Annotated in this window: 10 protein-coding genes and 1 tRNA gene; 3 read left to right on the top strand and 8 right to left on the bottom strand. The window is 63.5% G+C overall.

The annotated features are described in order from the left end of the window. Nucleotides 1-66: 66 nt before the first annotated feature. Complete coding sequence (locus AC6I9R_RS11165) at nucleotides 67-2,154, top strand: dipeptide ABC transporter ATP-binding protein (protein WP_461425644.1); 2,088 nt, start codon at nucleotides 67-69, stop codon at nucleotides 2,152-2,154. 35 nt (nucleotides 2,155-2,189) lie between these two features. On the opposite strand, the gene modC is transcribed toward AC6I9R_RS11165, so the two are convergent. From modC to pdxH, 8 genes are all read right to left on the bottom strand, one after another. Next, nucleotides 2,190-3,284 (bottom strand): molybdenum ABC transporter ATP-binding protein, encoded by a 1,095-nt coding sequence (modC, locus tag AC6I9R_RS11160; RefSeq protein WP_461425643.1) that lies wholly within the window; start codon nucleotides 3,282-3,284, stop codon nucleotides 2,190-2,192. Continuing rightward, nucleotides 3,256-3,957, bottom strand: coding sequence for a molybdate ABC transporter permease subunit (modB, locus tag AC6I9R_RS11155; protein ID WP_461425642.1), 702 nt, complete (start codon nucleotides 3,955-3,957; stop codon nucleotides 3,256-3,258). Before modB ends, modC begins: the two co-directional genes overlap by 29 nt. Beyond that, nucleotides 3,954-4,694, bottom strand: a complete 741-nt coding sequence (gene modA / locus AC6I9R_RS11150; protein WP_461425641.1) for a molybdate ABC transporter substrate-binding protein — start codon at nucleotides 4,692-4,694, stop codon at nucleotides 3,954-3,956. The genes modB and modA overlap by 4 nt, the downstream gene beginning before the upstream one ends. 359 nt (nucleotides 4,695-5,053) lie before the next feature. Then, the gene (locus tag AC6I9R_RS11145) at nucleotides 5,054-8,740 is read right to left on the bottom strand and encodes a vitamin B12-dependent ribonucleotide reductase (protein WP_461425640.1); all 3,687 of its coding nucleotides are present in this window, start codon (nucleotides 8,738-8,740) and stop codon (nucleotides 5,054-5,056) included. Between the two features lie 600 nt (nucleotides 8,741-9,340). Further along, nucleotides 9,341-9,417, bottom strand: a tRNA-Pro gene (locus AC6I9R_RS11140). 48 nt (nucleotides 9,418-9,465) lie between these two features. Beyond that, nucleotides 9,466-9,948, bottom strand: a complete 483-nt coding sequence (locus AC6I9R_RS11135; protein WP_461425639.1) for a DUF192 domain-containing protein — start codon at nucleotides 9,946-9,948, stop codon at nucleotides 9,466-9,468. A 60-nt stretch (nucleotides 9,949-10,008) separates the two neighbouring features. Continuing rightward, complete coding sequence (locus tag AC6I9R_RS11130; RefSeq protein WP_461425638.1) at nucleotides 10,009-10,554, bottom strand: cold-shock protein; 546 nt, start codon at nucleotides 10,552-10,554, stop codon at nucleotides 10,009-10,011. Between the two features lie 126 nt (nucleotides 10,555-10,680). Further along, a complete protein-coding gene (gene pdxH / locus AC6I9R_RS11125) occupies nucleotides 10,681-11,301 on the bottom strand; it encodes a pyridoxamine 5'-phosphate oxidase (protein WP_461425637.1) in 621 nt (206 codons plus the stop codon). Between the two features lie 198 nt (nucleotides 11,302-11,499). Here pdxH and fabI point away from each other — a divergent pair, with 198 nt between their 5' ends. Continuing rightward, complete coding sequence (gene fabI, locus AC6I9R_RS11120) at nucleotides 11,500-12,312, top strand: enoyl-ACP reductase FabI (protein WP_461425636.1); 813 nt, start codon at nucleotides 11,500-11,502, stop codon at nucleotides 12,310-12,312. A 4-nt stretch (nucleotides 12,313-12,316) separates the two neighbouring features. Then, the gene (locus tag AC6I9R_RS11115; protein ID WP_461425635.1) at nucleotides 12,317-12,928 is read left to right on the top strand and encodes a LysE family translocator; all 612 of its coding nucleotides are present in this window, start codon (nucleotides 12,317-12,319) and stop codon (nucleotides 12,926-12,928) included. Nucleotides 12,929-12,932 lie beyond the last annotated feature (4 nt).

The following is a 12,932-nucleotide window of genomic DNA, read 5'->3' as shown; positions in this document are numbered from 1 at the left end:
TTGTGTACGCCCCGGTGTACGAGAGTCACAGCCCTTTGACGGCTCAGTCAGTTAAGGAAAACTATCATGGCAGATCGCGAACCCTATGACGGCCCGATCCTTGAGATTGAGAACCTCTCGATCTCATTCTTCACCCGCCTGCGCGAGATTCCCGCCGTCATGGATTTCTCCTGCACCGTGATGCCGGGCGAGGCGATGGGTCTTGTCGGCGAGTCCGGCTGCGGCAAATCCACAGTGGCGCTTGGCGTGATGCAGGACCTTGGCGTCAACGGCCGCATCGTCGGCGGCACGATCAAGTTCAAGGGCCGCGATCTGAACGCCATGAGCGACGAGGAGTTGCGCGACCTGCGCGGGTCCGAGATTGCGATGATCTACCAGGAACCCATGGCCTCCCTGAACCCGGCCATGAAGATCGGCAAGCAGCTGATGGAAGTGCCGATGATCCATGAAGGCGCCTCCGAGAAGGACGCCTACGACCTGGCCCTGGAGGTCGTGCGCGACGTGAAACTGCCCGACCCGGAGCGGATGCTGAAGTCCTATCCGCACCAGCTTTCGGGCGGCCAGCAGCAGCGCATCGTGATCGCTATGGCCTTGATGTCAAAGCCTTCCTTGCTGATCCTGGATGAGCCGACGACAGCCTTGGACGTGACCGTTGAAGCGGGCATCGTCGATCTGGTGAAGGGCCTGGGCGAGAAATACGGCACCTCGATGCTGTTCATCTCCCACAACCTCGGCCTCGTGCTGGAGACCTGTGACCGCCTCTGCGTCATGTACTCGGGCGAGGCGGTGGAAACCGGCTCCATCGAGGATGTGTTTGACGAGATGCAGCACCCCTACACCCAGGCGCTCTTCCGCTCCATTCCCCTGCCCGGCGCCGACAAGAACGCGCGCCCCCTGGTGGCCATTCCCGGCAACTTCCCCCTGCCCCATGAACGCCCGCCCGGCTGCAACTTCGGCCCCCGCTGCGATTATTTTGAGCAGGGCCGCTGCGACGCCGGTGACATCCGCATGGAAAGCGTCCCCGGCAACGACCGCCACGCCTCGCGCTGTGTGAAGTTCAAGGAAATCGACTGGAACGCCCCAATCACGCTCGCCGCAACCACGGAAAAAGCGCCCATCGGCGACGTGGTCCTGAAGATCGACAATCTCAAGAAGTACTATGAGGTCGCCGCCAACGCGCTCTTTGGCGGCGGCGACAAAAAGGTCGTCAAAGCCAATGAAACATTGAGCTTTGAGGCCCGCGAGTCCGAGACGCTGGCCATCGTGGGAGAGTCCGGCTGTGGTAAATCCACCCTCGCCAAAGTGCTGATGGGGTTGGAGACGGCGACGGATGGCTCCATCGTCATGGGCAACCAGGAAATCCAGAGCACTGCCATTGAGGACCGCGACACCAAGACCGTGTCGAACGTCCAGATGGTGTTCCAGAACCCCTTCGATACGCTCAACCCTTCGATGACCGTGGGCCGCCAGATCATCCGCGCGCTGGAGGTCTTCAAGATCGGCGACAGCGATGCGGACCGCAAGAACCGGATGCTGGAATTGCTCGATCTGGTTAAGCTGCCCCGCGCCTTCGCCGACCGGATGCCGCGCCAGCTCTCGGGCGGTCAGAAACAGCGCGTCGGCATCGCCCGCGCCTTTGCCGGGGACGCCAAGATCGTGGTGGCGGACGAGCCTGTGTCCGCCCTCGACGTCTCGGTGCAGGCCGCCGTGACGGATCTGCTGATGGAGATCCAGCGCCGCGAGAAGACAACGCTTCTGTTCATCTCCCACGATCTGTCGATCGTGCGCTATCTGTCTGATCGCGTTATGGTAATGTACCTGGGCCATGTGGTGGAACTGGGCTCGACCGAGCAGGTCTTCAGCCCCCCCTACCACCCCTACACCGAGGCGCTTTTGTCCGCCGTCCCCATCGCCGACACATCGGTGGAGAAGAAGCACATCGTGTTGGAAGGCGACATCCCCTCGGCGATGAACCCGCCCTCGGGCTGCCCGTTCCAGACCCGCTGCAACTGGAAATCTGAGGTGTCGGGCGGGCTTTGCGATACTGAGGTGCCGCCGATGCGCACGCTTGCGGACGGGCACCAGATCAAGTGCCATCTGGCCGATGATATCCTGGCGCGGATGGATCCGGTGATTAAAATCGCGGCGGAGTGAATTGGGTTAGGGTCGTGACTTGAGGGGCCAGCCCCTCAAACTCCCCGGGATATTTGACGAACGGGGAAAGAGGCGGCGACATTGCCTGCAGCAACCGCCACGGATTTAACCACCGCGAAGCCTTGCCAGCCCTCGGCCAAGCCCATCGCATTGGCCGAGCGGCGCGTGACGCGCGCGAGGATCAGGTCATCGCCCGCGCGCAGTTGCACGACGGCCCCCGGACCGTCGCCGGTGCGCAGAGTCACGAGCGTAACCGGCACCACGTTGAGGGCAGAGATCCCCTCCGGCCGCGTCGCCGCGAGCATGACGTCTTGTGCCTCGATCCGCACCCGGACATGGGCGCCCGGGGGCTGCGGCATCTGCGGCAGAAACAGGCGTCCTGCCGACCAGGTTAACTCCGTTAACCCATCCGCGTGATGGGCCGCCACGCGGGCTTCGACCAGGGCGCCGGCCTCTCGCACGCCGAGAAGAGGAACGATATCGAGGTCCGACAGCACTTCCGCCGCGGGGCCTGCGCGCGCGACCCGGCCCGCCTCCAGGGCCACGACGGTCGTGGCCAGCCGCGCGATCTCGGCCACGGAATGCGAGACGTAGAGGATCGGAATACCGGTATCGCGGAGGCGTTCGATGTAGGGAAGGATCTCGGCCTTGCGCGCGGCGTCCAGCGCCGCCAGCGGCTCATCCAGCAGCAGCAGCCGGGGCTCGCTTAGCAGCGCGCGTCCAATCGAGACGCGCTGCGCCTCCCCCCCCGACAGCGCGCCGGGTCTGCGGTCCAGCAGGTCGCCGATCCCCAGCATGTCTATGACCGGGTCCATTTCGCCGCCGCGCATGCCGTAGCGCAGGTTGCTGCGCACCGACATATGCGGAAACAGGCGCGGTTCCTGGAACACATAGCCAATCCGCCGCGCGGGCACGGGCAGGCCATCAAGGCGCCGCTCGCCCACCCGCACCATCGCCTGATCTGCTTTAAGAATGCCCGCGACGGCCCTGACAAGGCTCGTTTTTCCCGCGCCTGAGCGGCCAAACAAGGCGGTCACGCCCATCGGCGCCTCAAAGGCCACATCCAGCGCGAAGCCCGGGAACCGATGGCTCACCCGAACCTCAAGCATCGCGCCCTCCGATCCGCGCATTCATCTTCCGCGCCAGCACCTCGGACACCACCAGCGCGCCCATCGCGACCACGACCGAGATGATCACCAAGCGCCACGCCGCCCCCTCGCCGCCCGGCACCTGCAGGAAGGCATAGATGGCGGAGGGCACCGTGCGCGTCTCGCCGGGGATGTTGGAGACGAAGGTGATCGTCGCGCCGAACTCGCCCATCGCCTTGGCGAAGGCCAGCACCATGCCCGCGAGGATGCCCGGCGCCATCAGGGGCAACGTGATGGTCGCGAAGACCCGCAGGCGCGACGCGCCGAGGGTGCCGGCGGCCTCCTCCAGCTTGGGGTCCACGGCCTCCAGCGACAGGCGGATCGCGCGGACCATCAGCGGGAAGGCCATGATCGCAGCGGCGAGTGCGGCCCCGGTCCAGCGGAATGCGATGCCGAGGCCGAGGGCCTCCAGCAGGGCTCCGAGCGGGGCTTGCGGGCCGAAGCTGACGAGCAGCAGGTAGCCGGTGACGACGGGCGGCAGGATCAGGGGCAAGTGGACGAGGCCGTTGACGATGGCGTGGCCCGGGAAGCGTTTGCGCGCCAACAGGTAGGCCACGGCGATACCGAATGGCAGGGACACGAGCGTCGCGGTCAGGGCCACGCGCAGCGACAGCGCCACGGCCTCCCATTCCGCAGGGCCAAGCCAGCCTGTCATGGATTGGGGGCCGTGAAATTGTGGAGGAGGAACGTCAAATGGGCGGCACCCGATTGCAGAAACGTGTGGAACTCGGCAGCCTCTGCACCCGCCCCATCGACCAACGCGAGAGGGTAGCCGATGGTTGGATGCAGGTTGCCGTCGATCAGGGACAGCACATGCACACGCCCGTCAACCAGCGTATCACTGGCGTAAACGATGCCGTAGCGCACCGCCCCCAGCGCAACCAATTGCAAGGCGGCGCGAACGTTGTCGGTCTCCACGATGTTGGGGCGCAGGGCGTCATAATGGCCTAGGGAGTCCAAAGCCGCCCGGGCGTAGATGCCTGCGGGAACGGAGTCGGTCAAGGCAAGGGCCAGACGGTCCTGCCCGATCGTGTCAGTCAGCTCTTCAAGGCTCAATTCTTCCGGCTCCGCGCCGATCAGCACCAAATGGTTGCCAAGGAGTGTTATGCGCGACGCCTCATCAATCGCTCCGCGCGCGCCCAGATGATCCATCCAAGCCTCATTCGCCAGCACGATCACATCTGCCGGCGCCCCTGCTTCCGCTTGGCGCGCAAGAATTGAGGAAGCACCGTAGGAGATCGTGACGTCATGGCCCGTCTCCCGCTCGAAAACCTCGGCAATGTCGTCGAGGGGGCCGGAAAGACTCGCTGCCGCGAAGACGACGACCTCTGCCGCGCGCAGGGGGGCGCTGGCGAAAAGGCAGAACAGGCTGGACAGAATGAGGCCACGCATGGCGCGAAGTATCGCGTGCTTGGCGGCGCGCGGCAAGCGGCATCCCGCCTTCATGCATCACATGAAGAACGCGCCGCACCCCTCTGAAAACCCATAAAAAAGGAGGCCCCGAAGGACCTCCTAGGTTCGCTGATCAGGCTCTGATATATGACTGCCCGTCGTGTTCTGCCTGCGGCCTGATCCGCGTCAGGGGTGAACGCATCCACCCCGGATATCGAGGGTTCCCGTTGGAAACCCCGATGTCTCAGGTGCCCAGGTCTGGTGAGGACCCCGGACACCCGATGCTTGGCGGGACCAAAACTCTTGCAAGAGTTTTGCAAGTTCCTTCCAAGGAACTTGAACGCGCCCCTGTCGTTCGTTCAGCTACACCCGGACGTCGCGCCGCAGGTGTTGCACTTCATGCAGGTGCCGTTGCGCACCAGCGTGTAGTTGCCGCATTCGCCGCAGGCCTCGCCCTCGTAGCCCTGCATCTTCGCCTTGGTGCGGGCGTCGAGCGACACGGGGCCGGTGGAGACCGCCGTGGTTGAAGCTGCGACCGCCATCGTGCCGGTTCCGCCGCCCTTGACCTCGGGCACCAGGGTTTCCAGCACCGCGACCGGATCGGCGTCGCCGCCCATGCCGCCTTGCAGCACATGCAGCTCTTGCGGGGCGCGGTTGCGCAGGTAGCCGGTGGAGGCCACCTGTTTCAGAACATCCACCGCCGAGGCTGCGCGGGATCCCGGCACTTCGGAGAAGTTGGAAACCCCCTCTTCCGCACCGCGGCCCACGTCGTCGAAGGTGTCGCCCGTGGGCGCCACATGGGCCAGGTCCGTGCGGTCCAGATAGGACACCGCCAGTTCCCGGAAGATGTAGTCGAGGATCGAGGTCGCGTTCTTGATCGCCTCGTTGCCCTGCACGATGCCCGAGGGCTCGAACTTGGTGAAGGTGAAGGCGTCCACGAACTCCTCCAGCGGCACGCCGTACTGGAGCCCGACGGACACGGCGATGGCGAAGTTGTTCATCATCGCCCGGAAGCCCGCGCCTTCCTTGTGCATGTCGATGAAGATCTCGCCCAGGTTGCCGTCCTCATATTCGCCGGTGCGCAGGTAGACCTTGTGGCCTCCGACGATGGCTTTCTGAGTATAGCCCTTCCGACGCTGAGGCATCTTTTCCCGGGCGCGGCTGATCTCCTTGACGATGATCTTTTCGACCACCTTCTCGGCCAGCACATGAGCCTTCTCGTGGGCCGTGCCCGTCTCCAGCACTTCCGCCGCCTCGTCGTCGTCTTCCACCAGCGCAGCGGCCAGGGGTTGAGACAGCTTGGAGCCATCACGGTAGAGCGCGTTGGCCTTCACCCCCAGCGACCAGGACAGCTCATAAGCCTTCTGGCAGTCTTCGATGGTGGCGTGGTTGGCCATGTTGATCGTCTTGGAAATCGCGCCCGAGATGAAGCTTTGCGCCGCTGCCATCATGTGGATGTGGCTTTCCACCGACAGGTAGCGCTTGCCCTTCTTGCCGCAGGGGTTGGCGCAGTCGAAGACGCTCAGATGCTCGTCCTTGAGGAACGGCGCGCCTTCCAGGGTCATCGTCCCGCAGACGTGGTCGTTCGCGGCTTCGACGTCCTTTTTCGAGAAGCCCAGGTGGCGCAGCAGGTCAAACGTCGGATCGTTCAGCTTTTCCGCAGGGATCCCAAGGGTTTCGGTGCAGAACTCTGCGCCGAGGGTCCATTGGTTGAACACGAAGCGGATGTCAAAGGCCTGCGGCAGCGCCTCTTCGATCTTGGCGATTTCCTGTGGGCCGAAGCCGTGGCCGATCAGCGAGGTGTGGTTGATGCCGGGCGCCTGCCCGATGGTGCCGTGGCCGACCGCATAGGCGATGATCTCTTCGATCTGGTTGGACGCATAGCCCAGGCCCTCCAGCGCCGCCGGGACGGACTGGTTGATGATCTTGAAGTAGCCGCCGCCGGCCAGCTTCTTGAACTTCACGAGCGCGAAGTCGGGCTCAATGCCGGTGGTGTCGCAATCCATGACCAGACCGATGGTGCCGGTGGGCGCAATCACCGTGGCCTGCGCGTTGCGGTAGCCGTGCTGTTCGCCGAGCGTCAGCGCCTCGTCCCAGGCCTGCTTGGCCAGCCCAACCAGCGTCTGATCCGGGCAATTGGCGTGGTCGAGCGCCACCGGGTTCACGTTGACGTCCTCGTAGCCGTCGATCTTGCCATAAGCCGCCGCGCGGTGGTTGCGCATGACCCGCAGCATATGCTCGCGGTTCTTGGCGTAGCCCGCGAAGGGCCCCAGCTCGGACGCGATCTCGGCGGAGGTGGCGTAAGACACGCCGGTCATGATCGCCGTCAGCGCACCGCACAGCGCCCGGCCCTCGGGGCTGTCATAGGAGTGGCCCATGTTCATCAGCAAGCCGCCGATGTTGGCGAAGCCCAGACCCAGCGTGCGGAAGTCATAGGACCTTTGCGCGATTTCCTTGGACGGGAACTGCGCCATCATCACCGAGATTTCCAGCGTCAGCGTCCACAGCCGGCAGGCGTGGATATAGCTTTCCGCATCAAACGTGCCGCCGGTGTAGAAGGTCAGCAGGTTCATCGAGGCGAGGTTACAGGCCGTGTCGTCGAGGAACATGTATTCCGAGCACGGGTTGGAGCCGCGGATCGCGCCGTCTTCCGGGCAGGTGTGCCAGGCGTTGACCGTGTCGTGGTACTGGATGCCGGGATCGGCACAGGCCCAGGCGGCGTGGCCCACCTTCTCCCACAGATCGCGGGCCTTGATCGTCTTGGCGGCCTTGCCGTCGCGGCGGTTGATCAGCTCCCAATCGTCATCGTTCTCGACGGCCTTCAGGAAGGCGTCGGTCACGCGGATGGAGTTGTTGGAGTTCTGGCCGGAAACGGAGCTATACGCCTCGCTGTCCCAATCGGTGTCGTAGGTCGGAAACTCGATCGACGTGTGGCCCTGCTTGGCATAATCCAGCACGCGCTTGACGTAAGTCTCGGGGATGGCGACCTTCTTGGCCTCCCGGATCGCCTGCTTCAGGCTCTCGTTCTTGGCCGGATCCACCGCGTCTTCCCGCGTGCCGTCCCACATCTTGATCGCGCCGAAGATACCATTCAGCATCTTCTCGTGCATCTTGGAACCGGCGACGATGGAGGCAACCTTCTGCTCCTCCAGCACCTTCCACTCGATGAAATCCTCGATATCGGGGTGATCTGCGTCCACGATCACCATCTTCGCCGCGCGGCGCGTGGTGCCGCCCGATTTGATCGCGCCCGCGGCGCGGTCCCCGATCTTCAGGAAGCCCATCAGGCCGCTCGACTTACCGCCGCCCGACAGCTTCTCCCCCTCACCGCGCAGGTGAGAGAAGTTGGTGCCGGTGCCAGAGCCATACTTGAACAGACGCGCCTCACGCACCCACAGGTCCATGATACCGCCATCATTCACCAAGTCATCCTGCACGCCCTGAATAAAGCACGCATGGGGCTGAGGATGCTCATAAGACGACGTGGATTTCGTCAGCTTACCGGTCTTGTAGTCCACATAATGGTGCCCCTGCGCCGGGCCGTCGATCCCGTAGGCCCAATGCAGGCCAGTGTTGAACCACTGGGGCGAGTTGGGTGCTGCCATCTGGCGCGCCAACATCAGCTGCATCTCGTCAAAATAGGCCTGCGCATCGGCCTCAGAGGAGAAGTAGCCCCCCTTCCAACCCCAGTAGGCCCACGCCCCGGCAAGGCGCCGGAAGACCTGCTTGGCGGACGTCTCGCCACCATACCGCTGATCCTCCGGCATAGCCTCCAGCGCCTTTTCGTCGGCCACGTGGCGCTGAAGGAATGCGGGCACTCCCTTCTCTTTCACAGGCTTCGTCGCGGCGGGCACACCGGCCTTGCGGAAGTATTTCTGGGCGATCACGTCCGAGGCGACCTGGCTCCAGCCGGTCGGCACTTCGACATCATCCAACTTGAACACCACGGTGCCGTCGGGATTGCGAATCTCCGACGTGGTCGTCGTGAAGGTCTGATCCGCGTACACATCTGCGCCGTCGCGGGTAAATCGCCGTTCAATCTTCATGAAGCTGCCTCTTGTTCTCACCAGAGCCTGTTGGCCCAATTCCCATACCGCGGTCTGCCAGGGTCTTCTGCCCTCTGACCGTCTGTTCAACTCGAACCTGTTCACCCAGCGCGACGCACATCTCTCCGGTCGGCCGCAAGGATCCCCGCGGTCGGCTGTCGATTTGTGCAGACGTACTTTATCGTGTGAGGTGTCCCTCGGTCCCCGTCAGGTAGGCGCTATATCTAGTGGCACCGGATCCGACAGACACTAAGTGACGTATTCCGCCCAACAGGGTCAATCACTTTTTTGGCAATTTCACCGGGAAAAAAATCTTGCAATCGAGACCATTCTCAAACTGCTTCGCGCAAAAGCGATTCCCACGCCAAGCGGCGCCCGTTAACCTTTAAAGGGTTTTCCTTTAAACCGGGCAAGATAGCCCGCGACACGCATGTGATACCTTCACATGAACGCTGCAGACGCCCCCCACGCCGGGGCCCAAAACCCCTGCCCACCACATATAGGGTCTTTATGACAGAAAAGTCACAGATCGCACCACATGGCGCGGTGCGCGTGCATTATTCTACCAGATTTAGGAAGTGGACGGGCAGATGTACGAAGTGGTCGGGGCGGCGAGATTCGAACTCACGACCCCCTGTACCCAAAACAGGTGCGCTACCAGACTGCGCCACGCCCCGACCGTGGAAGGCTCTTAGCGACCTTCGGGCGGGGTGTGCAAGCCCTGTTCAATCCTCGCACGGCCAAAGCGCGGTATCCTGCGGCATCGACGGGTGGCGCAGCTCACTTCCCGCCGCAATCCCCAGCTCTTCGGCCATGCCGCCGTTGATCTCCAGCACATAGACGATGTCGTCGCTGCCGCCCGGAATGGGCGTGCGATCGAGTGGAATGGCATTGGAATGGACGTTGACCACAAGGCCGTTCTCGTCGGCGAAAATCATGTCCAGCGGGATCAGCGTGTTCTCCATCCAGAAGTTGACGCTCTGGGGACGCTCATAGATGAACAGCATACCCGCCAGGCGCGCCATCTCTTCCACATGCATCAGGCCTTGGGCGCGCTCGCGCACATCATCGGCAATCTCGACACGAAACCGCACCGTGCCCCAATCCCCGCGCAGCTCTGCCCGGTCCTCGGCGCAGCGCGCCATGGCTGGCGCGCCCGAAACCAGGCCCACCACAAGGGCCGCGACCAAAAGAAATGTGCGTTGCATCGGCTCTGACCTCGCTTCGTTCCTATGGGGCGCAATGACCCCGGAAAGAAGCCGCCGCGCCTATATCGTATCCCAGGTCCGCACGTCCGCGGCCATCTTGCCCCGGGGACCATCGACGACCTTGATCGCCACCGCCTCGCCGGGCTGCAATTCCGTAAAGCCCGAGCGACGCAGGACTTCGACATGGACGAAAACATCCTCGGATCTGCCGAAAACATTCGCGAAGCCAAAGCCCTTGGCCTTGTCAAACCACTTCACGCGGGCAGCGACAAGGGGGACGTCGGTGGCGTCGGGAAGATCCGGCGCCGGGCGGTCGCTGGTCGAGGTCTCTCCGGGGGTGGCCTCAATTGCGATCACTTCAACCGCCTGCAGGCCGCGCCCGGTCTCTTGGGTGCGCATCATCACGCGGGCGCCCTCGGCGATGGAGCCTCGGCCAAAACTGCGCAGGACATTGGCATGCAACAAGATGTCCGGCCCCCCCTCATCCGAGAGGACAAAGCCGAAGCCTTTCGTCGTGTCGAACCACTTAACTTGCCCCGCTACCGTCGGGCCAGCGGCGCCTGTTTCTGCGCATCCCACTACGTCATCTCCTGCCGCATTAACCATGATTAATGGTGCCACCCTCAGCTTAGCATACAAGTTGAAAGAATTGTTTTCTTTCAGATACTTGCAATTTCACGTTACGCGAAATTGTATATCGGCAACACCCAAGTTAGGTGACGTCCACGTCAGTTAAGGGTTCAGGCGCTGCACATCCCAAGGCGCGCCCGGGCCATTTCGCGTCCAGCGAAACCGGTCGTGAAGGCGGAACGCCCCGTCGGCCCAGAACTCGATTTCAACCGGCGTAATCCGGATCCCGCCCCAGAACGGCGGGCGCGCCGGGTTGGCGCCTTTCTCGGCCGTGATCCGCGCCACATCGGCCATTAAAGACGTCCGAGAGCTGAGGGGTTTTGATTGATCCGACGCCCAGGCGCCCAAGCGGCTTTTGAGGGATCGTGAGGCATAGTAGGCATCAGCCTGAGGTCCCTCCTCCTTCTCGGTGATCCCCCTCACGCGAATTTGACGGCGCAGGCTTTTCCAATGCATCACGAACGCGGCTTTCCCCGCGGCCTCGATCTCTTGACCCTTGGCCGAGCCATAGTTGGTGTAGAACACGAACCCGCCCTGCCCTTCGCCGCGCACCTCGATGTCCTTCAGCAGCACCATCCGCGCGTTGGGCAGCCCGCTCGGGTCCACCGTCGACAGCGCAATCGCGTTCGGGTCGTTGGGCTCGGACGCCTCCGCCTCGGCCAGCCACGCCTGGGCCAAAACAAACGGGTCCTCGCCCGCGAATATCCCTGATCTCTCGCTCATGTCCTGCCTTCCTGTCTCTGTCCCCTCGGAGCTAGCGGGCCACAGGGGGTCCGGCAAGGGCTGGCGTGATCATGAAGGCCCCGCCAAAGAAGGGCTTCATCTTGAAGCCGACACGCCAAAGAGGGGCTTCATCTTGAAGCCCTGCGGGCGATGCCCTACGAGAGAAGCCAATAACAAATCAGCGAATGGGACACGACGATGGGTATGATGGACGGCAAGCGCGGGCTGATTATGGGCCTGGCCAACGATAAATCCATCGCATGGGGCATCGCCAAGGCGGTTGCCGCCGAAGGCGCGGAACTGGCGTTCTCCTATCAAGGCGACGCGCTCCTGAAGCGCGTGGGGCCTTTGGCGGAACAATTGGGCTCCACCCTCGTGATCCCTTGTGATGTCGGTGATGAGGCCTCCCTCGACGCGCTGTTCGAGACGCTGGAGGCCGAGTGGGGCAACCTCGATTTCGTCGTCCATGCCATCGGCTTCTCCGACAAGAACGAGCTGCGCGGCCGCTATGTCGAGACCTCGCCCGCGAATTTCGAGATGACGATGAACATCTCCGTCTATTCCTTCACCGCCGTCTGCCAGCGGGCCGAGAAGATGATGAACAACGGCGGCTCGCTCCTCACCCTCACCTACTACGGCGCCGAGCGGGTCATGCCCCATTACAACGTCATGGGCGTCGCAAAAGCTGCCCTCGAGGCCTCCGTCATGTACCTGGCCGAGGATCTGGGCCGCGACGGCATCCGCGTGAACGCGATCTCTGCGGGCACCATCAAAACCCTCGCCGCGTCGGGCATCGGTGATTTCCGCTACATCCTGAAGTGGAACGAAAACAACTCGCCGCTGCGGCGCACCGTGACCCAAGACGAGGTCGGCAAATCCGCCCTCTACCTGCTCTCGGACCTCGGCTCCGCCGTCACCGGCGAGGTCCACCACGTCGACGCCGGCTACCACGTCATCGGCATGAAAAACCCCGAGGCGCCGGATATGAGCCTGGACAAGAAAGCCGAGTGACCCGATGACCCTGGCCGCGCTTTTGACACTCGCAGGATTGCAGGCGCTGGTCGCCATCAGTCCTGGCCCGGCCACGGTCCTCTGCATCAAGACTTCCGCGTCCGAAGGCGCCCGCGCGGGCATCGTCCTCAGCTTCGGCTTTGCCATCGCCATGCTGATCTGGGCCAGCGCCGCGCTTCTGGGCCTCAGCCTGCTGTTCGACGTCGCCCCCTACCTACAAGGGGGCCTCAAGGTCATCGGCGCGGCGTTCCTCGTGTGGATCGGCATTTCGCTCTGGCGTCACGCCGACACCGCCCTGCCCGCCCCCGGCAGCCTCCTGCCCCGCGGCACCTTCCAGACCCTGCGCCTTGGCATCATCACCGACCTCGCCAATCCCAAGGCGCTGGCCTATTTCACCGCCGTTTTCTCGGGCGTCATGCCCGCCGACCCGACCCTCGCGGACGCAGCGGCGATCCTGGCCATCATCGCGGTGATCGAGTTCGTCTGGTACGCCCTGGTCGCCCTGGTGTTCTCCCGCGACATCCCCCGCCGCGCCTATGGCCGCGCGAAACGGTGGCTGGACCGTAGTTTTGGCGCCGTGCTCGCGGCGCTAGGTATTCGCATCGCTTTGCCCTGAGGTG

The sequence above is a fragment of the Gymnodinialimonas sp. genome, assembly GCF_059726805.1.
This window is presented reverse-complemented; position numbering and strand designations above follow the sequence as displayed.

Bases quoted from the DNA above. Each gene is read 5' to 3' on its own strand.
- modA (WP_461425641.1), bottom strand. From the start codon at position 4,694: ATGCGTGGCCTCATTCTGTCCAGCCTGTTCTGCCTTTTCGCCAGCGCC.
- AC6I9R_RS11165 (WP_461425644.1), top strand. From the start codon at position 67: ATGGCAGATCGCGAACCCTATGACGGCCCGATCCTTGAGATTGAGAAC.
- modB (WP_461425642.1), bottom strand. From the start codon at position 3,957: ATGACAGGCTGGCTTGGCCCTGCGGAATGGGAGGCCGTGGCGCTGTCG.
- modC (WP_461425643.1), bottom strand. From the start codon at position 3,284: ATGCGCGGATCGGAGGGCGCGATGCTTGAGGTTCGGGTGAGCCATCGG.
- AC6I9R_RS11135 (WP_461425639.1), bottom strand. From the start codon at position 9,948: ATGCAACGCACATTTCTTTTGGTCGCGGCCCTTGTGGTGGGCCTGGTT.
- pdxH (WP_461425637.1), bottom strand. From the start codon at position 11,301: ATGAGCGAGAGATCAGGGATATTCGCGGGCGAGGACCCGTTTGTTTTG.
- AC6I9R_RS11130 (WP_461425638.1), bottom strand. From the start codon at position 10,554: ATGGTTAATGCGGCAGGAGATGACGTAGTGGGATGCGCAGAAACAGGC.
- fabI (WP_461425636.1), top strand. From the start codon at position 11,500: ATGGGTATGATGGACGGCAAGCGCGGGCTGATTATGGGCCTGGCCAAC.
- AC6I9R_RS11115 (WP_461425635.1), top strand. From the start codon at position 12,317: ATGACCCTGGCCGCGCTTTTGACACTCGCAGGATTGCAGGCGCTGGTC.
- AC6I9R_RS11145 (WP_461425640.1), bottom strand. From the start codon at position 8,740: ATGAAGATTGAACGGCGATTTACCCGCGACGGCGCAGATGTGTACGCG.